Raw genomic sequence first — 21642 nt, 5'->3', positions numbered from 1 at the left:
ATATTGCTAAGACCAATAAATACCATTGAAAATATCATTATTTTAGTAAATTTAACCGCCAAATCTAATTTTTCTCCTGTAAAATCAATTGCAAATATTTTAACTAATGGTTCTGCAAATATGTATCCTATAATGGATAAAGTTACACTTAGTATTATAACTATATTAAATATATTGTTACTAAATTTTAATGATCCTAAATCACCTCTTTGCTCTTTTACTTCAAAAAATAAAGGTATAAATATTGTTGATAATGCAGATGCAATTATGGAAAATATAACAAATGGTATATTCATGGATGTTATAAAAACATCTGATACCATACTAGCGCCATAACAAGAAACTAATACTGTTTCTCTGAAAAATCCCATTAACTTTGATATTATAGTTATTAAAAATAAACAAGCTGTTGATTTTATTAATTTACTCATTATTTAGTACCTTAGAATTTTTATTTTTTATTCTTCTTATTATAATCAACAATTTTTGTAGCAATAATCTTATTATTTTATTGCTTTTAAAGTTCGACTTATAATTTATAATATTTTTAAAAGATATTATATTTTCTTTATTATTTTCTATAAATGATTTTATACTATTAATATCATCAGTACTCATAGCGTTTAGATGTATACACCATGTATATATTCCAAATGGCATTTTTCTAGGACTAGCAAATAATTGAGGTATAAACAACATATCGTATTCATAATATGGCCAAAGTGAATAGCCATCTGTTATTATGTTTATTTCATTTTCCTTTAAGCACTCCAACGTTGTCTCATCAAAAGAGTGTGCTGGAGCCATAAATAATTCAGAATTTATTCCATAATGATTTAGTATATTTTTTCCTTCTTTTATTTTTATATTTTGTACTTCTTTGCTAAGTCCTGCAAACTCACTTCTATTATTGATTCCTAAAATTCCTGAGTTTCTAGTTTCAAAGTGATGATTAAATCCGTGTAGCGCAATACTCCAATTTTCTTTATCTTGTAATTTCTTTATTTCATCCCAAAAATCTATATTACAAGTATCATATTTTAATAATTTTTTATCAGTATTCTTAGGTATTACACCTATTATTGGTTTAATATCATTTTTAATAAATATTTCTTTTAATTTATTAAAATTATCCCAATTCATATTTTCACATATATCATCTAATCTAAATAAATATTTAGCACTCATTTAATACCACCTATTCAATTACTCATTTAAATTTCTTATCTTTAGCTCTTTAGTTTTTGAAATATAAATGCTATTGCAGGTTTTATATCTTCAATGTTAAAAATTAAAAAAGCTTTAGTTTTTAATAAATCTTTTATCCATTTAATAAAATTCAAATTTCCATTAAATACGTGCCTAATATCTCTTACTTCCATCATAAAATTTATGTCTTTACTTATTTTTTTATCTTCACCAGATAAATCATTATCTAAAGATTCCATGCACCATGTATATGGTATATTAACTCCTGCTTTAGTGTATGCATAGCTATCTGCACCATTTCTAAAATTAATCTCTATAAAATAAAATTTTTCATTATAATATATAAACTCTATATCAAATAATCCTACATAATTTATTTTTTTTAAGAATTTATCTATTAAATTAATATCAAAGTCCTTGTGCTCCTTTAAGAGTTTAGCATAAGATATACTACCACATTTAATCGGATATTCTCTATCTTTTACTATAATTCCAGGCAATACAGTATTTTTTCCTCCTTTAGGTACGCACCCTATTACTTCAAATTCTGATTCTTTATTTATATATTCTTGAACTAATCGTCTAGTATATCTATTACTTAATTTACTCAAGTTATCTGCTAACTCTAATGAGTCATAACAGATTACTGCGTCTAATTTTTTACCTTCTGTACTATCCATAGGCTTTACTATACATGGAAAAATTATATCTTTATGAATTGAACTTTCTATCTCATTCCTATTTAGGTAAATATCCCAACTTTTAGGTACTAACAACCCTGAATCTAAAGCCATTTCAGCCATCAGTTTCTTATTCATTAATCTACTAATATTTCCCTCAATTTCATTCGCACTAGAAACTATATATTTATCTTTAAGTTCATTTAAATTATTATCTATAAGTTTTACAGCTGAATCAGATGTGGTTATAATTATTGGTTTATTCTCGTCATTATTAAATTCATTTAACAAAATCTTAATTATTTCATTATCATTATTTGATAACCAAGTTTTTGAAACATATTTACTCTTTGAAACATAGCTATTTTCACCCATTATAATAAGATATGTTTTAATCCCCTTTTCCCCTAAACTTCTAATAACCCCTAAGGTATTATAATGATCGCCTCCAATAACTATAACTTTACTATTCATATATCTCCTCCACATTTTAGAATTATTTAGGTAAATATTATCTATTTACTATGCTCCTACATCATCTACTGTAAATATAATCAATAATATCCATATAGCTGGGTCATAAAATGCTGTAAAAGTAAATAAATATATTGCTGATGATACAAACCCCATTAAAAAATAATTTTTATTTGTGCTTTTAGATTTAAGAATTCTTGTAAACGTAAGATACATAAACATTATTATACATATAAGAGCAAGTATCCCTTCTTCAGATAATACATTCAAATACCAGTTTACAGATGACACCCCATATTTAATACTTGTACTACCAGGTCCACTACCTAATAAGATATTATATTGAACCTCTTTCAAATCTCTATACCATAAATTAATTCTACTACCATCACTATTTATTTGACCTACTAAACTTAATTTATTTAATATAGGATCTATATATTTAATCAAATCTATCTCCGTACTCATAAAAACATAAATCATAAGTATACTTAATATTATTATAAATGTGATAAACAAAATACTTTTTATTGTTAGCTTAACTTTTTTATCTTTAATCATATTTATAAATAACAATACAATTAAACTTATCAATAAGCATCCAAAACCTGCAGCTGAAAATGTAGTAATTCCAGCTAATAGTATAATTAATATTAATATTAATTTATTAATTTTTTTTAATTTTGAGTATTTAAGTATATAACATATTGCTAGAGGTGCTAAGGCATTCATATAATATGCCAGATTAGTTGGTTCAGTAGAGAATCCATATGACCTATAAAATTTGCTTAAGTATAATGCTTCTTCTATATTTCCAAATAATAGTACCTCTCTTATATTTATATTAAATTTTGTATTAAGTATAAACTCAACTATAACAAATATGCTTACAAAAATAACCGCTAATGTATTAATTTTTAGTAAAGTTAACACATCAGTATACTTTAAATAAGCTGATTTTAATAATAAGTATCCTAATATAATAGTCATAAAATATATCATTATATAATTTATATTTCCACCTTTAATTAAAAAAGATATTATTGTAATAATCATAAATATAAACAAAAATATATCTTCAAATTTAAAAGCTTTCCTATAAATTTTCCCATAAAAGACAATATCATAAATATATATAATTATTAGCGTTGAAAGTATCGAGCTAGCAATTGTTAATATGTCTGTAAATTTATATGCCTCTGTCCAGCTAGCAAAAAATACATAGGTATATAGCAAAATTATTATAATATTATTCATATATATTACCTCTACTTACCTCAACATATATATTTATGTATCTACTTATTGTTTTAGTTATATTAAAATCTTCAGATCTATTTTTACATGATTTTGATACTAAATTATAATAATCTTTATCAGTAATTAACTTACTAATTATCTCTGATAATTGTTCATCATTACCTCTTTCAAATAAAATACCCGCCCCCTCAACTACCTCCTTTAACCCACAAACATTAGTTGCTATAACTGGATTTTCACATGCCATACCTTCTACTGCAGATAATCCAAAGCCTTCCCAATTAGACGATAATATTACTATATCAGATGATTTTATTATTCTATCTACATCACTTCTAAACCCGAGAAAATGCACCCTATTTTCTAAACCAATTGATTTAGTTAACTCAATACTTTTTTCTTTTAATTTACCATCTCCTACTAATAATAAATTAATATTTTCATTTAGGTTACTCATAGCTCTTATAATAGTATTTTGATCTTTACTATCTGCAAATCTCCCTACCATAGTAATTAATTTAGTATCATTATTAAACTCTTCATTCAGTTCATTTTTTTTATAAGGTATTGCATTTTCGTATTTTTCTAAATCAATTCCATTTTCTATAACTATAAATTTATTTTTATTTGGTTTACTTGGCTTTATCCAATTCAAAAGATTTTTTTGAGTCATATCGCTTACTGATATAATTTTATCGTATTCTTTATATATAAATTTTTCTATATAATAAAACATCTTCTTATTTCTTCTTTTGTTATTAGTGCTATGTTCTGTGATTATAAACTTAGGTTTGTTTTTTAATATTATTTTAGATGCTATTGAAGTCCAATAGATTGTTGGAAATATATGAGCATGAACTATATCATATTTTCCTTCTTTAATATATTTTCTTATATAATATATATTTAATGGATTATATATATTTTTTAATGAAACTATTATTATATTGATATTATTCTCTTCTAAATTTTTATTGAATACATTATCTTTATCTGTAAGAATCAGTACATCAATTTTAATATCTGCTTTGTTGATCATTATAGGTAACATATCTGATAATAGTTTCTCTGCCCCGCCCGATCCAAGATTATTAATTATATGAAGTATTTTCATTAATCTTCTCCCCTATTGTACAACTATATATTCTCTTTATACCAATCTATAGTTTTAATAATTCCATCTTCAAAATTGTAAACTGGATTATATTCTAGAAACTCTTTAGCTCTTGATATATCTGCATTTGAATGCCTTATATCCCCTTTACGATCACATCCATAAATTGGATTTATATCTTTATCTAATAGTTTTTGTAATGTATAATACAATTGATTTAATGTAACTCTTCCACCATAAGCAATATTATAAGATTTCCCACAAGCTTTTTTTGGTGCTAAACAAGCCTTTAAATTAGCTTCTATCACATTATCTATATAGGTAAAATCCCTTGACTGTTCTCCATCTCCATTTATAGTTGGTGATTGATCTTTAAGTAGCAAGCTAATAAACTTTGGTATAACTGCTGAGTAATAAGAATTTGGATTTTGTCTTCTTCCAAATACATTAAAATACCTCATTCCTATTGTCTCTAGATTATATAAGTCATTGAAAACTTTTCCGTATAATTCATTTACTTTTTTTGTTATCGCATATGGTGATAGCGGGTTACCTTCTTTACCTTCCTTTTTTGGTAAATTAGCATCATCTCCATATACAGATGATGATGATGCATATACAAATCTTTTCACTTTATTATCTCTAGATGCTATCATCATATTTAGTGTTCCTTTTATATTTATATCTTCATATAAGTCAGGTAACTCTATAGATTTTGGTACAGAACCCCAAGCTGCTTGATGTAGAACATATTCAATATCTTTACATTCATTTTGACAAATTTCTATATCCCTTATATCTCCATTTATAAATTCAAAGTTCTCATTGCTCATAAATCCTTCTATATTTTCAATTTTTCCTGTAGATAAATTGTCTAATACTCTAACAAAATGTCCCATATTTAATAATGCTTCAACAATATTGGAGCCTATAAAACCGGCTCCACCTGTGACTAAAAATCTACTTCCACTAGGAAATTTAATATTTTCATAGCTCATATTTTTATAACCTCCAATATAAATAATTCATTGATTCAGCTTCTGATTTATTAAATATTCCTTTAACATCTATTAAAGTTAATTTATTTTCTTTTAATTTGTATTCTATTTCATCTATACTATTTTCATTACTGTTATAAGTATTGCTATTTGAATATAATTCTTTTATGGAATTTAAATCTAATGATAGGTACTCTTTATGTCCGACTGCCACTATAACTGCATCTGCATCTTTTATTTCTTCAAATTTGGCTAAATGTATTTTGTATTCATCATTTACTTCTTTAGGATTTGCTATTGGATCTGTCACAATTACATTTACATCGTATTCTTTTAATTTTTTTACTATATCTATTACCTTTGAATTTCTTACATCCGGACAATCTTCCTTAAATGTTATACCAAGAATTGCAACTTTAGAATTTTTTACTTGTTTACTAGACTGAATTAAACTTTTGATAGTTTGTTCTCCTATATAATCCCCCATACTATCATTTATTCTTCTACCTGATAAGATAATTTGTGAATGATATCCTAGTTGTTCAGCTTTATATGTTAAATAATATGGGTCAATACCTATACAATGCCCTCCTACTATGCCTGGATAAAAATCTAAAAAATTCCATTTAGTTTTAGCAGCATTTAAAACAGCGTTAGTGTCTATTCCCATCTTATTAAATATCATCGATAGTTCATTTACAAAAGCTATATTTATATCTCTCTGAGAATTTTCTATAACTTTAGCAGCCTCTGCAACTTTTATACTCTCAGCTTTATGTACCCCGGCATCTATAATTAATCCATATACTTTAGATATAATATCTAATGATTCTTCATCCACACCTGATACAACTTTGACTATATTCTCTAATCTATGAAGCTTATCTCCTGGATTTATTCTTTCTGGAGAATAGCCCACCTTGAAATCTATCCCACATTTAAGATTTGAATATTTTTCTAATATAGGAACACATATTTCTTCAGTGACACCTGGATAGACTGTTGACTCATATACTACTATAGATCCTTTAGTTAAGTTACGACCTACTATCTCACTTGCTCCTTTAACTGCTTTTAAATCTGGTGTTTTATCATAGCTAACAGGTGTTGGGACTGCAACTATATGAAACTTTGCACTTTTCAAGTTTATTTCCTCTGAAGTAATAAAGGCTGTAGTCTCTTTTAAGGCTTTATCTCCAACTTCATTAGTGATATCTATACCTTTATTATATAATTCTACTTTATCTTTATTTACATCAAAGCATATAACATTAGATTTCTTAGCAAAAGATATTGCTAGTGGCATACCTACATATCCCATTCCTACTACTGATATAGCTTCTTTTTTATTTAATATATTATTATATAAATTTTTAAACATATTATAAATTGCTCCCCCCAACATATTTGTTAGCTTTATCATTTAATAACCTTTCAAATATATCTAATTGCTTTCTTACTACTTTATCTTCATTGTATAATTTTTCAGCTCTTTTTCTTCCTTCTAGTTTCATAGTATTAAGTAAGTTTTCATCATTTAATATTTTTTTTATTCTTACCTCTATTTCATTTGGAGAATTAATCTTTACTAAGTATCCAGTAATTTCATCTACAACTTCTTCTCTACATCCCCTTATATCTGTAGCTATTACTGCACACTCCATAGCCATAGCCTCTATTATAGACCTTGGCATACCTTCTCTATATGATGGTAAACAAAATATATCAGAAATATATAAAAGATTGTTAATGTCCTCTCTATTCCCTATAAATTCTATACATTTATTATTTTTATAATTTTCAATCAATTTAACAGTGTCTTTATCTCTTTCTCCTTGAGCTAAATCTCCTATTATAATTAATTTTGTATCTTTACAATCCAGTTTTGTATACGCTTCTAATAAATCAACTATTCCCTTTTCTCTTACTAATCTTCCTATAAATGATATTACTCTAGTATTTTTTTGTATATTAAGTTCTTTATATAAAGATTCTATTTCATTTAAGTTTATTTTACTTGGATTAAACTTATTTACTGTATCTATTCCATTTCCTATAGTAATTATATTATCAGGTTCTATAAACTTATTTTGTAGTGCAGTATTTCTATCTTCTTCGCTTTGCGTAAATATAAAATCAGTACAAAATTTAGCTATTATCTTTTCTATATTTAAAAATATATTGTATTTAACTGGTCTCATATTTTCATGAAAATAAAATCCATGTGCTGTATATATTATATTAGGAACCTTTGCAAGTTTAGCTGCTATTCTGCCTAATACTGAAGCTATTGGTGTATGAACATGAACTATATCAGGTTTTTCCTTCTTAAATAGTTTATACATATTATATATAGATCTTATATTTGATATTAAGCTTATTCTTCTTTCTATTTCTATATTGTGCATTTTTATAAAACTTTTATTATATTTATTTTCTTTATTATCTTTTGAGCAAACACCGATCACATTATATCCACAATCAAAAGACATCTCATTTAATCTTCTTAATAAACCATTCATAGTTGATGAAATAGCAGATACTTGAATTATTTTATAATTTGACATTATTTATATCTCCTTTATAATCATGATCAAATATCTTCTTAACTATTTTTACAACCTTATTTATATCATCATCTGACATATTGGTATCGGATGGTAAACATACTCCTCTATTAAATATATCATCTGCTACACTAAATGACTCTTCCTTAGAAAAAAACTTATAACACTCATAAAAAGGTTGACTATTCATTGGCTTCCACACTGGTCTTGATTCAATATTTTCATCTTCAAGTGCTAATATTAAATCTATAGGCTTGATCTTACTATCATTTTTTATAGTCATTGCAGATAGCCAATAATTAGGTTCTCCAAAATCAAATATAGGCATCATTTGTAAATCTTTTATATCTTTAAATTCTTCTTCATAAGTTTTATAAATTTTTTTCTTTCGTTTTATTCTTTCTTCTAGCACTTTCATCTGTCCTATACCTATACCTGCAAGGACATTGCTAATTCTGTAGTTAAATCCTAGTTCTCTATGCTCATAATGTCTCTCATTTTCTCTAGATTGTGTCGCCCAAAATTTAGATTTTTTTACATACTCTTCATTGTTTGATACTAATATTCCACCTCCAGATGTTGTTATAATTTTATTTCCATTAAATGAATAAATACCTATATCTCCTATACTTCCACTTTGTTTACCTTTATATGTGGCTCCCAAAGATTCTGCCGCATCCTCTATTATAGGTACATTATATCCATCACATATTTTTTTAATATTATCAAAATCTGCACTTTGCCCATATAGGTTAACAACTATAACTGCCTTTGGCATCTTGTTATTTTTTTTAGCATAATTAAATGCTCTTTCTAATGCAATTGAACACATATTCCAAGTTTCATAATTAGAATCTATAAATACTGGATCTGCTCCTTGATAAATTATTGGATTGCAACTTGCTGCAAATGTTAATGTAGAGCAAAATACTACATCACCTTTTTTAATTCCTAAACACTTAAGTGCTAGATGTATTGCTGCTGTACCGCTAGATGTGGCTGTAGCATGTTTAACACCTACATAATTTGCTACTTCTTTTTCAAAATCATCAACATTTGGTCCTAATGGAGCTATCCAATTTGTATCAAAAGCTTTTTTAATATACTCCATTTCATATCCACCCATATGTGGTGATGAAAGATAAACTTTTTTTGCCATATTCCCTCCTTACGGTCATAAATATATTTTTATTTTCATCTTTACTTACTACCTTTACACTATAATATCTATATAAAAAATTTTATTTATATAATCACATATAGTTCTTTTTCTATAAAACACATATCATTCTCAAACTTTTGTTAATTTATTACTAAAATTTATATATGTTCATTTGATAATTAACTTCTAAAAAAGAAGCTTATTATGGATTTAAATTTCATGCACTTACTACTGTAGGTGTTTTTTTAACTGATCTTGTTGTAACTCCTGCAAACATAGATAATAGATTTTCTTTAGTTAAGGCAAGTTTTATCTACACATTAAAAGTTTTTATGTTTACTTTTTTAAGTTACATTCTAGTAGTTCTATAGCACACTCCATATTTATTGATTTTTGTATTAATACTTGCTATTTATATTGTGAATCCATATTATATATGCTATCTCGAACTTTATAAGTTATATCTATATAGCGGAAAATAATCTACTTTATCATATATATTATCAATATCTTCTATTACTATATTTTCATTTAAATCACATAGTTTTTTATATACATCTCTATTATGAATTTTATATCCTAAGTAAAAATCTGATTTGTCTTTAGAAAAGGAAGCTTTATATTTTAGCAATTTGTCATCAGGATCAGAGCTAGTGCCTCCACCATGGTGTACAAATTTATATCCTTTATAATTAGCCCATTTTATGATTTCGTAGTCCATTGAATTATTTGGTGATAAGTATAGGTATTCTTTATTAGAAGCGCTTAAGTGCATATGAATATAATCTCCCATAACCATAACTATACTTGCTGCAACTATCTTTTTATCGTATTTTACATAAAATATTTTATGGTTATTTCTAAGTAGCTCTCTAAAATTAGAAAAATATCTTTTATTAAAATAATAATAGTTTGAAGCATTTCTTTTATCCATAGTAGAATAGTATAATGTTTTAAATTGATTTAATATATCATTATAATTTTTACTATTGGCATCACAAACAAATACTTCAATACCATTCTTCCTTGATTTTCTAATTGCATTTCTTGCACTTTTTTGAAGATCATTATTCCATATTTCTTCTATATCTTTCTCTGTACAATTAAATACTATTGTATTATGTTTTTTTAGCTTATATATGTCTTTAAATATATTTTGATTTTGTAATAACGGATGAAATCTTATAAATTCACTTATTATGTTTTCTGATAGGCAGTATTTATGAAACTCATTTGAAAAACTTTTTATACTATTTTCTACTTCTTTATTTTGATTTTTTATTTTGATTAACGGTCCACCATATCCATACGGTGTAGATATATCGTATACTTTGTTTTTTAGATTAGAAAATTGATTTAATTTATTAATTACTCTACATAGAAATGGATACAGTATTATTACATCCTCATCTTCATATTCAAATAATTTGGCTTCTCCATCTCCATTATCTTCATATATTTTGCAATACTCTGGCGTAAAATATATATCAATGTCATCTATACCATTTAGTTTCGCTTTCCATTCTAGCTTATCATAATAAGTTATTACATTTACTTTCTTCATATATACATCCTTTCTTAATAATTCATCGCTAATCACTTATATAAACTATTCACTTAGAATTTTTCAGTTTCTGATTTAGTTTGATCATCTTTATTACCTTTTCTAAGTAGTACTACTCCTATCGTTTTTACAATTATTTTTAGATCAAATAATAAACTATAATTTTCTATATAATCTAAGTCTTTTTCTATTCTCTCTTTATAGTTTAAGTCGCGTCTTCCACTTATTTGAGCATATCCTGTTATTCCTGGCCTCATTATCAGTCTTAATCTTTGGCAATCTGACATTTTATCTGTAGTATATTCTAATAAAGGCCTTGGTCCAACTAGGCTCATCTCTCCTTTTAGTACATTAAAAAGCTGAGGTAATTCATCAATGCTCGTTTTCCTTATAAATCTCCCTACCTTAGTTATTCTTGGATCATTATCTCCATCAAAATAGAGTCCTGCTCCTGTAAACTCAGCTTTATCAACCATACTTCTAAATTTATATATTTTGAATAGCTTGCGTTTAAACCCTACCCTCTCTTGAATATAAAAGATAGGTCCTCTAGATTCTAATTTTATTAATATACTTACAATTATAAATATTGGTGAAAGGAGAATAATACCTATTATTGAACCTACTATGTCAATTATTCTCTTTATAATCATTTGAATATTTTTTTTATTCATATATTTAATCTCCCTATTATTTACAAGTCTTTATTATTAATAATATTCTTTTATAGTTTTGATAATATATTTCATGTCTATTTCGCTATATCTTTGATCGCATGGTATGGTTAATATTTTCTTAGAAAGTATTGATGTATCTTCAAAATTTGTATTTGTATAACTATCTGGTATCCAATGTATAGGACAATAAACTCCATTATAAGATAAGTATTTTCTAAATTTATCTCTATTTATATTTTTTACTATTACAGGTAACCCAATTGGGCATGTATACTCTTTTATATCCTTGAAAATGACTTCTATATATTCTATTTCATTTAAATTTTCTACTAAGAATTTATAGTTTTGATTTCTTTTACTCATTAATTTTTTATAGTTTATACTATTAAGCAACTTATAAGATATATTTGATATTTTGAATATATTCATTTCATTATCATATGCTTCCTCTGCATTATTAAATAAGCTAAGAAATATATTTTTATCAATTTGGCCACCCTTTAAATACTTATCCTTCATCAAATGACCTATAAATCTACTTACAAAAAATTCATCATATCCCTTATTTAACTTATATCTAGATAAATCATTATTCTTATCTATTAAGATTCCTCCATCCGGTATACCGGTCCACTTTCGTAGACTTGCAACTTGATAGTGACCTATATACCTACTACAAGCATCTTTGTTAAATATTGAATGGGTGCAATCTTCTATTAATAAGTTAGTCTCCTTTATTTTATTCAAATATTCTATTATATACTGCGGTTGAGAAAACCCAAAGTAATTAATAAAAAATATGCAGTCACCACTCCCTTTTAACTTATTTCCTAAATCATATATATCTAGCTCTAAACTTTGATTTACTCTATAAAATTCAAATTCTATATTACAAGCTTCAATTACTTCAGTTATACATGAGCATAGGTAAGATGGGAGTAATATTCTATTTATTGTCGTTGGAATAATATTCTCTATAAGATATTTTATTGCGGATGAGCATGCGTTAAAAAGTATAGTATTGCTTTCATTTATACCTATATATTCAAATAGACTATTTTTATTTTCTAAAATATTTGAGCTAATATTCTCTATGCTATAGTTGTATTCGCCTCCTATTTCGAATTTTTCTGACTCCTTCATAATTATTTATCACCCATCTTTTTAATAATTTTGTTAATTATGTTTCATGTCACTTATGTTGATAAATTCAAAATACCTTGACACTACTACATTGTCTTTGTATTCTTCACTATATTTAACTTCTTCTCCTATTAATAATTTATATAAATACATTTGATAATTAGCTCCTGACTTATATGTCATAGGAAAACCCTCTGCAAATCTAGCATTTATCTCAATTACAAATACTTCGTTGTTTTTAACTATACAGTCTATATTTATGGCTCCTACAAGTTTTATTTTTTCGCATAAATTTTTAATCGTATCAATTATTAATCTATTTTTTATAACCTTCCCTTCTATAGTATTACCAGCATTTATTTCTAATTTTAATCTAGGCACTATTACTATTGGATTTCCCTCAAAATCGTTAAGTATATCAACACAATATTCATCACCTTCGACAAATTCTTGAATTAATGGATTTGAAATATATTTTCTAAAAAAATTTAATTCTTCATCATTAGTTAATTTAAAATTATCTCTGCTCGATGTTCCATCCACTGGTTTTATATATAAAGGAAATTCATAATTTTTATTCTTTATATCTTCCTCACTAATAACTCTAGGTGTATCAAATCCATTTTTTTTAAAAACTTATATGTTTTAACTTTATCTCTAGTAATATTAATTACATCTTCATCCGATATCATAACCTTTGCCGATGTATTATCCTCTATATTTTTCTTATTTTTTGATAATATCTTTAATTCCTTATCCACTACAGGTATAAAAGCAGATATATTTTCTCTATTACAAGCCTCAATAATACTATCAATATACCCTTCGTCATCTATAGTCTTTAAGTTTATATGCTTATCTCCAACAAATGCAGCTGGAACATCATCTCTAAGATCTGAAGTAATTATTTTCCCTTTAATATTTAACATTTCTTTTGCCATTTTAAATTCTTTTACAAATTCTACACTATTATGAACAGTGGAGATTAATACATTTATCTCTTTATCATTCATAAATCTCTCATCTCCTTAAAATAAGTATTATCAAAAATATTTAGTATATTCTTGATTAACCCTTTGATTCTGCTTAATTTTATATTTAAAACTGTAACTCCCTTCTTTTTCGTATAAAATTGTCTTTAAGTGACATTTTAGGAGGTATAGTTTGATGAACTTACATGTTTTTGAATATATAATGTATCTACATACTTTAGTCATAAACCTAGTGGTTATACTTTATGGTAAAATTCTTTTAATTACACGAAAGAATTAACCAGTTGATAAAAAGTATAGAAAATTAGCAGTTAATACTTTCCCTACTCTATCTGGTTAAAAAAATATAGGTAATCCAAGATTAATCCTTACTAATATTGCAACTATTATCATTAGTGGAGATAGTATAATAATTCCTAATATTGAAAATACTATATCTAATATTCTTTTAATTATTAACCGCAGATTTTTCATCCATATCTTCTTTCATATAGTTTGGAACAATATCTTTTATAATACTAATCATATCATCATTTTCACTATCAATTATTTCTTCTAGTTTCTTTAGATTCAAATCTAATTTACTTTTATCAAATTTTACTGCTTTACTTATAAATATTTTATTATTTTTAGTTTTTTCTACCACCTCTTCTTGCATTAATATTTCTTCATATAGTTTTTCTCCTGGCCTAAGTCCTATAATCTTAATTTTTATATCTTTTTCTGGAGTGAACCCATTAATTTTAATTATCTTTTTTGCTAAATCTAATATTTTTATAGGTACTCCCATGTCAAGTACAAATACCTCTCCACCATTAGAAATAGCTCCTGCATTAATTACTAATCCTACTGCTTCAGATATAGTCATGAAATATCTAACCATCTCTGGGTGCGTTATTGTTATTGGTCCACCTTCACTTATTTGTTTTTTAAATAAAGGAATAACACTACCATTACTTCCTAATACATTTCCAAATCTAACACATGCAAATTTAGTCTCACTATTTTCGCCTATTGACTGAACTATCATTTCTGCCACTCTTTTGCTTGCTCCCATAATACTAGTTGGATTTACAGCCTTATCAGTTGATATTAATACAAAATTATTAGCGCCATATTTATGTGCTAATGTTACTACATTTAAAGTTCCAAATATATTATTTTTTATAGCTTCACTTGGATCACTCTCCATAAGAGGCACATGTTTATGAGCTGCTGCATGAAATATAATCTTTGGTTTATATTTCTCAAAGATCATTTCCATTCGTTTTTTGTCTCTAATAGATGCTATAATAGTTTTTAGGTTTAAATCACCTTTATATCTTCTAAGTAACTCTTGCTGTATTTCATATGCATTATTTTCATAAATATCTAAAATAATAAGTTCTTTAGGATTTAATTTAGATACTTGCCTGCAAATTTCAGATCCAATTGATCCCCCTCCACCTGTTACAAGGACTACTTCATTCTTGATATAATCTCCAATATCACTTAAATCAGTTTTTATAAGTTTTCGCTCCAAGATGTTTTCTATATTTATATCTTTTAGCGTAGAAATACTTTTATTATTTTCCCCCTGTGGTAGCAAACTATTTCTCCTCCTATATTTAATCTGTTTCCTTGTAATAGTTGTATTCATTTTGGTTACATTTGTATTTATTTAATATTACACCTAAAATATTTGCATTTACTTTATATAACCTATCCTTACTTATTTTCACCATCTTATTATCAACTTCATCTGAACCTACTACAAATATGACACCATCTGAAAAACTAGCTAATATTCCAGCGTCAGTAACTATTCCAATAGGTGGAGAGTCTATAAATATATAATCATATTCCTTTTTTAAATTATCAATTAATTCTTTTACTTTTTCTGAGTGTAATAACTCGGATGGATTAGGCGGTATAGTCCCAGATGTAAGTATATCTAATCCCAAAACTTCATCTTTATACACACAGTCTTCAAGTTCTTTATTTTTGGTTATTATATTAGTAAGTCCAAGTTCATTACTTAAACCGAAAATTTTGTGTATAGTTGGATTTCTTAAATCTGCATCAATTATTATTATTTTTTTCTCTAGGCTTGAAAAACTCTCTGCAAGGTTTGATATCACTACACTCTTACCTTCATTTTGCTTGGAGCTTGTTACAAGTATACTCTTTATGTTTTCATCTACATTTGAGAATTGGATATTAGTTCTTATGCTTTTATACGCTTCTTTAAGTTGATCAAAATTATTATTAAGTCGATTAAAATTATTATTTTTTAAAATTGGATTCATGCTCATGCTCCTTTTTACTCTATATCTTCATTAAAAGGAATAACTCCTATAATTGGCAAACCTAATATATCTTCCACCTCTTCAGGTGTCTTCAGTTTTATATCTAAATACTCTCTTAAAAACACTCCAAAGATACTAATCATAATACCTAATAGTGTTGCTATTATAATATTTAATATTTTATTGGGCTTTATAGGTTTTGATGGTAATGCTGCATAGTCTATAACTTCTACACTACTTATGTTTGTAATCCTTTTTAATGTATGCCTAAATATACTTGGTATTGAATTTGCTATATCTCTTGCTATCTTAGGATTATTATACTGAACATTTATATTTATAATTTGTGTATTTTCAATTGTGCTTACTGTTATTAATTTCTTTATTTCAGAATAATCCATTGGTAATTTTAATTCATCTATGACAGAATCTAATACATTCCTTGATTTTATAATTTCTCCATATGTAATAGCTAATTGTTGAGTAACATTAATATCATCTCCTGTTATATCGGAGTTATTTTTTGACATGTTTTGGTTTACAATCAATGTTGCATTTGCTTCGTATGTCGGTTTAATAACATAAAAACTAAGTAGAGCACTTAAAATGGAACATAATAATGTTATTATTATAATCATTTTCTTACTTTTTTTTATAATAAGAAAAAACTCTCTTAATTCAAGTGTATCTTTCATTTATTCACCTCATCTCCATTATAAAATTTACAGTATTGAATATTTAATTAATTACTACTATTACTTATTACATTTTATTAAAAGTAAATATATCGGATATAATTCTATATCATGATATATTTGCTCCAATCTTAATTTACTTACTATTGAGTAACATCTTTATTTTCAAAAATAAATTCATTCAAATCATCAAGGTTTTTGTCTTTATCCCATTTTATAACCCATCCTTTTTTATCAAGCTTTTCAGATGATTTATATATTGGAAACTCTAATTGTTTTATATCATTTGACCCTATTTTTAATGCACTGTATCCTAGACTTAACATTTCTTTTGGGCTTATATTGGTTTTTACATTTTTTATGCCTGCATTTATAATAGCCATATATTTTTCTATTCCTGTATCTTCAACTTTTTTTATAATTCCCTCAATAACCTCCCTTTGCCTTCTATCGCGTTCATATGCACCATCATGATACCTAATTCTACTAAATGCTAATGCTTGATAGCCATTTAATAAATTCATTCCTGATTTTTCTACTAATTTAATATCTTTTTTATTTTCTTTAGTATCTAGCTCATAACACCCCGGTATCGTGCTATTTAATATATCTAAATCATTTTCCGTTATCATAACTTCAACTCCATCTACTATATCTACCAAATCAATAAATGAGTTAAAATTTACAGTTATATACTTATCTATATTTAGTTCAAAATTTTCTCTAATTGCATCTAATAATAAAGTTGGACCTTCATATGCATAAGCATGAGTTAGTTTTTCTGTGCTATAACCATTAATATCTACATAAGTATCTCTTGCTAAGGATGTAAGCTTTATACACTTATTTTTGTTATCTATTGTAAATATCATCATTGAATCAGATCTATTTCCCTTGTCTAGATACGCTCCATCCACTCCTACTAGGAGTATATTAACTATAGAATTGTCTTGCATTTGATCTGTTTTATCATAATCATCTGGAATATACACAGAGTTTAGTTTATAATATATAAATCCTAGTACTGTTATTGGAAATGCTATTAGTATAATTAAAAGTGTTATAACCACTTTTTTTAGATTTGAAATTTCTAACACCTCCTACTAAATACTTTTACTACCCGACTTATCTTTTAATTATTTCTTTTGAATAAACAATCATTTCTTCTCTGGTTTTAAGATTTAATTTATTTAATATATGTGATATATGCTTCTTAACTGTGTGCTCTGTTATTCTAAGCTTTTCAGCTATTATTTTAGTGCTTAGACCTTCAGTTACTTCTTTATATACTTCCTTTTCCCTATTAGTAAGCAGTTTATAGTCATTTCTAATTTTATTTTTTATACTTTCTTCTAGTAGCTCAGATTTATAAAAATACTTTCCATTAGTTATACCTTGTATAATACGCTTAAATTCGTCCTTATCTGGGATATCTATCATATACCCATCTATATTTAAATCTAGTATTTTTGATACTAAACTCTTATCTTTTGAATTATCTAGTATTAAGATTTTTAACTTGTTATAATTTTTTCTCATTAGCTCTATCTTTTTTAAATCTAGTTTCTCTATTGAACATATATGTAAAAATAAAAAATCAAATGTTGAGAAATAGCTTAAATCTGCCTCACTCAAACATTCAATAAAATCCATATAATTTACATTAAACTTTTCTTTAAAAAAGATAGCTAAACCCTCTTTAATAATAAATGATTGCGATACTACTAATGCATTAATTTTTATCTCCTCCTATTTTAGTTTCTAGTATAGTTACCCAATCTCTATTTACTTCTTGCAATAATAGTAATCTATTTATTAAAAATTATATATTACTCAAGATGTCTATTTTTACTAATGTATTATGACTAGCTAATAAGAATTAGTCCTTCATATACGTACTATCTAATTCTTGCGTATAATAAAATACATAAAAAAAATAAGACCTAAATAATTTAGATCTTATCTTTTACATAAACTATTGCTTCTTTTCGATTTTTTAAATTTAGTTTCTGAAGTATACTTCTTACATGAGATTTCACAGTAAATTCTGAAATATATAGTTCTTCAGATATAATTTTATTATTTTTACCTTCAGCTACCTTATTAAGTACATCTTCTTCTCTTTTTGTAAGAGTATTTGTATATTTACTAGAGTACTCTTGTATTATGCAGTCCATCATCTGGCTATCATATATCTTCAAATTACTCAATATACTATTTAATATAATAATAAAATCTTCTCTTTTTTTAATACTAGTTACATATCCGTCCATAGAATATTTTAAAACATCTATAAGTAAATCTTTCCTTTTAAATTCGTCAAAAATTACTATCTTAATTTTATTATGCTCTTTTTTTATATCTACCAATTCTTCTATACTATTTTCTTTGCTATCTAAGTGGACAAATATAAGCCTATTATCTTTTAATTTTTCATTTCTTAATTCTTGAATATTCTGTAATGCATATACATTTTTTATATCTATGTATTTTTCAAAATCTTTTTTCAATGAATCTCTAACAAAAAATGACTGTGATACTATAGAAATACTTATTTACATCTTCCCCTCTCCCCAAAATATAGTTTTGAATATATGCTTGTATATTTATATATGCTTGTATATTTATTTTTATTAAAAAAAACACTAGAATTTTCTAGTGTTTGCAATTAAAATAAGCAAGTCTATAAGCGGAGTTCTGTATTAGATAATCATCTTTCTAGGCTTATTGTCACCAATAAGCTCAAGCGACCTACCAACCGGAGGATGCGAGCAACATCCTTTTAGCCCTATCTTGGTCTTGCTCCAGGTGGGGTTTACACGGCTCGACTAGTCACCTAATCGACGGTGAGCTCTTACCTCACCTTTTCATCCTTACCACAAATGTGGCGGTTATTTTCTGTTGCACTTTCCTTAGGATCACTCCCACTAGGCGTTACCTAGCACCCTGCTCTATGGAGCTCCGACTTTCCTCACGCAGTAAAATTACTGCCCGCGATTATCTGGCTTACTTAATATTCAATTGACTTTTATTATATTATCATAAATGCTCATTCATGTCAAAAGTTAAATTTAAGATGATTATCTATTATATGGATTTTAAGTAAATAATAAGTTTTTATATTAATCATATTATTAATTATTGCAAACTTCGTTTAAATTATTTAGCTTTTAAGGTAAAATGTAATTATACTTTATAAAGGAGATTATACATGAAAAGGTTTATCATATTAATAACTAACTTATTATTATTATCTATTTTGATATATTGCGGTTATAACGTATATATCAAAGTTAAAGACTACAAACAAGCTGATACAACTTATGAAAAAGTTAGAAAATTAAAGAAAGAAGATTTATCTAATATAAATCCTGATTTTAGATTTTGGCTTACAGTAGAAAATACTAATATAGATTATCCAGTTCTTCAGGGAGCGGATAATAATTTCTACTTAAATGAAGACATCTATAAAAATAAATTAGGCTCAGGAAGTATATTTATGGATTATAGAAATACTTCTGAAAATGATGAAAATACTATAATCTATGGCCATAATATGAAAAATAAAACTATGTTTAGTCAATTAGAAGATTTTAAAGATGAAAGCTTCTTTAATAAAAATAATAAAATAAGAATAATAACTAATGATAAAGAGTATGTATATGAAGTATTTTCTGCATACTATGTAGACCCAAGTTATAACTATATAATTCCTAAATTTAACAATGATGATGAATATGAGAAGTATTTGAATGAAATAACTAATAAGTCAATTAATAAATCAAATGTAAATGTCAGTAAAAAAGATAAAATAATTACCTTATCTACATGTAGCTATGAAACTAATAACACACGTACAGTAGTGCATGGTAAACTTATTGATGTAATTAATTTAAATAATTAAAAAAATAGTACGCCTATATAGGTGTACTATTTTAAGATATAAATTCAAATTTATTTTCATTAACATATATTATAGCTTCTTGTCTATTTTTTAAATTTAATTTATTTAATATACTACTAACATGCTTCTTTACTGTATAATCACTTATATATAATAACTTTGCTATCTCTTTATTATTGTAGCCTTTCGATATATTATCTAAAACATCTCTTTCTCTTGGAGTTAGTAAACCTACATCATTTAATTTATTCTTATTAAATACAGCTTGTAACACTTCTGCTTCATATACTTTTTTACCTTTAAAAACCCTACTCATGGTGTATATAAATTCCTCTTTATCATCTACATCTACTATATATCCTTCTACCCCGATTTCAACTATCTTCTTAAAAACATTAATATCTTTACTTAAATCTAAGGTAATAATTTTAATATTTTCATATTGCTCTTTCATAACATATAAAAATTTCAACTTAGCTGATAAGTTTTCTTTCATATCTAGAAATATAAAATTTATATCTTCTACGTCCTCTTTTTTCATGCTATATAAATCACTTATAATACCTATACTTGCTACTTTTAAATTCTTTGTAAATAAAGCTTCTAATGCTTCTCTAACTATAAATGATTCTGATATCAATAATATCCTCACATCATCTTCCCCCTCTAGAAAAGCCGGTTGCGCTACTGGCTCCATATATTCCAAGCGCCCAAATACAGAATATACTTCATCGCTGCTTAAATATTCAATCAATTTATACTACCATATTTCTACTTTAGTCGTATACTTTTTTAACTCGTCAATTACATACACATACCTATTTTTTCTATCAAATTATAAAAAAAATACTTTTTTATATCGTTTTCTCTATTTTAATTAAATATTTTTTTATAGTTTAATTAAAATTTTACTTG

The 21642-nt window shown here is 25.8% G+C and carries 23 protein-coding genes, 1 other RNA gene, 1 pseudogene and 1 riboswitch; of the genes and pseudogenes, 2 read left to right on the top strand and 23 right to left on the bottom strand.

Features of this window, described 5'->3' with window-relative positions; translation table 11 throughout:
• From BN899_RS00125 to BN899_RS00085, 9 genes are all read right to left on the bottom strand, one after another.
• Positions 1-431 (bottom strand): lipid II flippase MurJ (locus tag BN899_RS00125; RefSeq protein WP_042271172.1); only part of this gene is annotated, 431 nt, incomplete at its 3' end.
• Entirely contained in the window at positions 424-1188 is a 765-nt protein-coding gene (locus tag BN899_RS00120) for a DUF2334 domain-containing protein (RefSeq protein WP_052356450.1), read from the bottom strand. The genes BN899_RS00125 and BN899_RS00120, both read right to left, overlap by 8 nt.
• Positions 1189-1229: 41 nt before the next feature.
• Positions 1230-2363, bottom strand: a complete 1134-nt coding sequence (locus BN899_RS00115; protein ID WP_042271169.1) for a hypothetical protein — start codon at positions 2361-2363, stop codon at positions 1230-1232.
• 48 nt (positions 2364-2411) lie between these two features.
• The gene (locus BN899_RS00110) at positions 2412-3419 is read right to left on the bottom strand and encodes a hypothetical protein (RefSeq protein WP_154658869.1); all 1008 of its coding nucleotides are present in this window, start codon (positions 3417-3419) and stop codon (positions 2412-2414) included.
• A 193-nt stretch (positions 3420-3612) separates the two neighbouring features.
• Positions 3613-4737 (bottom strand): glycosyltransferase, encoded by a 1125-nt coding sequence (locus BN899_RS00105; RefSeq protein ID WP_042271163.1) that lies wholly within the window; start codon positions 4735-4737, stop codon positions 3613-3615.
• 23 nt (positions 4738-4760) lie between these two features.
• Positions 4761-5735, bottom strand: coding sequence for an SDR family oxidoreductase (locus tag BN899_RS00100; protein ID WP_042271160.1), 975 nt, complete (start codon positions 5733-5735; stop codon positions 4761-4763).
• Positions 5736-5739: 4 nt separating this feature from the next.
• Positions 5740-7116: a nucleotide sugar dehydrogenase gene (locus tag BN899_RS00095; protein ID WP_042271157.1), complete on the bottom strand. Its 1377-nt coding sequence runs from the start codon at positions 7114-7116 to the stop codon at positions 5740-5742.
• A 1-nt stretch (position 7117) separates the two neighbouring features.
• Positions 7118-8302, bottom strand: coding sequence for a glycosyltransferase family 4 protein (locus BN899_RS00090; protein ID WP_042271153.1), 1185 nt, complete (start codon positions 8300-8302; stop codon positions 7118-7120).
• Entirely contained in the window at positions 8289-9461 is a 1173-nt protein-coding gene (locus BN899_RS00085) for a DegT/DnrJ/EryC1/StrS family aminotransferase (protein ID WP_042271150.1), read from the bottom strand. The genes BN899_RS00090 and BN899_RS00085 overlap by 14 nt, the downstream gene beginning before the upstream one ends.
• Before the next feature lie 188 nt (positions 9462-9649).
• Between BN899_RS00085 and BN899_RS21050 the strand changes: the two are divergent.
• Positions 9650-9751 (top strand): annotated as a pseudogene (locus BN899_RS21050) (IS982 family transposase); the annotation flags it as partial.
• A 164-nt stretch (positions 9752-9915) separates the two neighbouring features.
• Here BN899_RS21050 and BN899_RS00080 read toward each other — a convergent pair.
• The 13 genes from BN899_RS00080 to rnpB form a co-directional block, all read right to left on the bottom strand.
• On the bottom strand, positions 9916-11028 hold the full coding sequence (locus BN899_RS00080; RefSeq protein WP_052356449.1) for a GNAT family N-acetyltransferase: 1113 nt from the start codon (positions 11026-11028) through the stop codon (positions 9916-9918).
• 53 nt (positions 11029-11081) lie between these two features.
• Positions 11082-11702, bottom strand: a complete 621-nt coding sequence (locus tag BN899_RS00075) for a sugar transferase (RefSeq protein ID WP_042271147.1) — start codon at positions 11700-11702, stop codon at positions 11082-11084.
• Between the two features lie 36 nt (positions 11703-11738).
• Complete coding sequence (locus BN899_RS00070) at positions 11739-12848, bottom strand: aspartate aminotransferase family protein (RefSeq protein WP_042271144.1); 1110 nt, start codon at positions 12846-12848, stop codon at positions 11739-11741.
• 33 nt (positions 12849-12881) lie between these two features.
• Entirely contained in the window at positions 12882-13433 is a 552-nt protein-coding gene (locus BN899_RS18470) for an ATP-grasp domain-containing protein (protein WP_242824024.1), read from the bottom strand.
• Positions 13430-13861 (bottom strand): ATP-grasp domain-containing protein, encoded by a 432-nt coding sequence (locus BN899_RS18465; protein WP_052356447.1) that lies wholly within the window; start codon positions 13859-13861, stop codon positions 13430-13432. The genes BN899_RS18470 and BN899_RS18465 overlap by 4 nt, the downstream gene beginning before the upstream one ends.
• Before the next feature lie 315 nt (positions 13862-14176).
• Entirely contained in the window at positions 14177-14314 is a 138-nt protein-coding gene (locus BN899_RS20900; RefSeq protein WP_081712116.1) for a sugar transferase, read from the bottom strand.
• Positions 14289-15428 (bottom strand): UDP-N-acetylglucosamine 4,6-dehydratase family protein, encoded by a 1140-nt coding sequence (locus BN899_RS00060; protein WP_052356446.1) that lies wholly within the window; start codon positions 15426-15428, stop codon positions 14289-14291. Before BN899_RS00060 ends, BN899_RS20900 begins: the two co-directional genes overlap by 26 nt.
• A 19-nt stretch (positions 15429-15447) precedes the next feature.
• The gene (locus BN899_RS00055) at positions 15448-16128 is read right to left on the bottom strand and encodes a CpsD/CapB family tyrosine-protein kinase (protein WP_042271142.1); all 681 of its coding nucleotides are present in this window, start codon (positions 16126-16128) and stop codon (positions 15448-15450) included.
• A gap of 14 nt (positions 16129-16142) precedes the next feature.
• Positions 16143-16823 (bottom strand): YveK family protein, encoded by a 681-nt coding sequence (locus BN899_RS00050; protein WP_042271139.1) that lies wholly within the window; start codon positions 16821-16823, stop codon positions 16143-16145.
• Between the two features lie 143 nt (positions 16824-16966).
• Entirely contained in the window at positions 16967-17920 is a 954-nt protein-coding gene (locus BN899_RS00045) for an LCP family protein (RefSeq protein ID WP_147568447.1), read from the bottom strand.
• A 28-nt stretch (positions 17921-17948) separates the two neighbouring features.
• Entirely contained in the window at positions 17949-18476 is a 528-nt protein-coding gene (locus BN899_RS00040) for a response regulator transcription factor (RefSeq protein ID WP_081712114.1), read from the bottom strand.
• Positions 18477-18775: 299 nt separating this feature from the next.
• The gene (locus BN899_RS00035) at positions 18776-19333 is read right to left on the bottom strand and encodes a response regulator transcription factor (protein WP_042271133.1); all 558 of its coding nucleotides are present in this window, start codon (positions 19331-19333) and stop codon (positions 18776-18778) included.
• Between the two features lie 160 nt (positions 19334-19493).
• An RNA gene (rnpB, locus tag BN899_RS00030) (RNase P RNA component class A) lies at positions 19494-19836 on the bottom strand.
• Between the two features lie 198 nt (positions 19837-20034).
• Between rnpB and srtB the strand changes: the two genes are divergently transcribed.
• Positions 20035-20727 carry a class B sortase gene (gene srtB / locus BN899_RS00025; RefSeq protein WP_042271130.1) on the top strand — a complete coding sequence of 231 codons (693 nt, stop codon included), beginning with the start codon at positions 20035-20037 and terminating at the stop codon, positions 20725-20727.
• Positions 20728-20758: 31 nt separating this feature from the next.
• Here srtB and BN899_RS00020 read toward each other — a convergent pair whose 3' ends face one another.
• Positions 20759-21379, bottom strand: coding sequence for a response regulator transcription factor (locus BN899_RS00020; RefSeq protein ID WP_052356444.1), 621 nt, complete (start codon positions 21377-21379; stop codon positions 20759-20761).
• Positions 21380-21391: 12 nt separating this feature from the next.
• Positions 21392-21475, bottom strand: a riboswitch (cyclic di-GMP riboswitch).
• Positions 21476-21642: the final 167 nt, after the last annotated feature.

Source organism: Faecalimicrobium dakarense (assembly GCF_000499525.1).
GTDB lineage: Bacteria > Bacillota > Clostridia > Peptostreptococcales > Peptostreptococcaceae > Faecalimicrobium > Faecalimicrobium dakarense.
The sequence above is the reverse complement of the archived record's forward strand: the minus strand, read 5'-3'. Positions and strand labels throughout refer to the sequence as shown.

Bases quoted from the DNA above. Each gene is read 5' to 3' on its own strand.
- BN899_RS00095 (WP_042271157.1), bottom strand. From the start codon at position 7,116: ATGTTTAAAAATTTATATAATAATATATTAAATAAAAAAGAAGCTATA.
- BN899_RS00100 (WP_042271160.1), bottom strand. From the start codon at position 5,735: ATGAGCTATGAAAATATTAAATTTCCTAGTGGAAGTAGATTTTTAGTC.
- BN899_RS00075 (WP_042271147.1), bottom strand. From the start codon at position 11,702: ATGAATAAAAAAAATATTCAAATGATTATAAAGAGAATAATTGACATA.
- BN899_RS00105 (WP_042271163.1), bottom strand. From the start codon at position 4,737: ATGAAAATACTTCATATAATTAATAATCTTGGATCGGGCGGGGCAGAG.
- BN899_RS00120 (WP_052356450.1), bottom strand. From the start codon at position 1,188: ATGAGTGCTAAATATTTATTTAGATTAGATGATATATGTGAAAATATG.
- BN899_RS00055 (WP_042271142.1), bottom strand. From the start codon at position 16,128: ATGAATCCAATTTTAAAAAATAATAATTTTAATCGACTTAATAATAAT.
- BN899_RS00110 (WP_154658869.1), bottom strand. From the start codon at position 3,419: ATGATTATTACAATAATATCTTTTTTAATTAAAGGTGGAAATATAAAT.
- BN899_RS00085 (WP_042271150.1), bottom strand. From the start codon at position 9,461: ATGGCAAAAAAAGTTTATCTTTCATCACCACATATGGGTGGATATGAA.
- BN899_RS00090 (WP_042271153.1), bottom strand. From the start codon at position 8,302: ATGTCAAATTATAAAATAATTCAAGTATCTGCTATTTCATCAACTATG.
- BN899_RS20900 (WP_081712116.1), bottom strand. From the start codon at position 14,314: ATGAAAAATCTGCGGTTAATAATTAAAAGAATATTAGATATAGTATTT.
- BN899_RS00070 (WP_042271144.1), bottom strand. From the start codon at position 12,848: ATGAAGGAGTCAGAAAAATTCGAAATAGGAGGCGAATACAACTATAGC.
- srtB (WP_042271130.1), top strand. From the start codon at position 20,035: ATGAAAAGGTTTATCATATTAATAACTAACTTATTATTATTATCTATT.
- BN899_RS00050 (WP_042271139.1), bottom strand. From the start codon at position 16,823: ATGAAAGATACACTTGAATTAAGAGAGTTTTTTCTTATTATAAAAAAA.
- BN899_RS00080 (WP_052356449.1), bottom strand. From the start codon at position 11,028: ATGAAGAAAGTAAATGTAATAACTTATTATGATAAGCTAGAATGGAAA.
- BN899_RS00115 (WP_042271169.1), bottom strand. From the start codon at position 2,363: ATGAATAGTAAAGTTATAGTTATTGGAGGCGATCATTATAATACCTTA.
- BN899_RS18465 (WP_052356447.1), bottom strand. From the start codon at position 13,861: ATGAATGATAAAGAGATAAATGTATTAATCTCCACTGTTCATAATAGT.
- BN899_RS00040 (WP_081712114.1), bottom strand. From the start codon at position 18,476: ATGGATTTTATTGAATGTTTGAGTGAGGCAGATTTAAGCTATTTCTCA.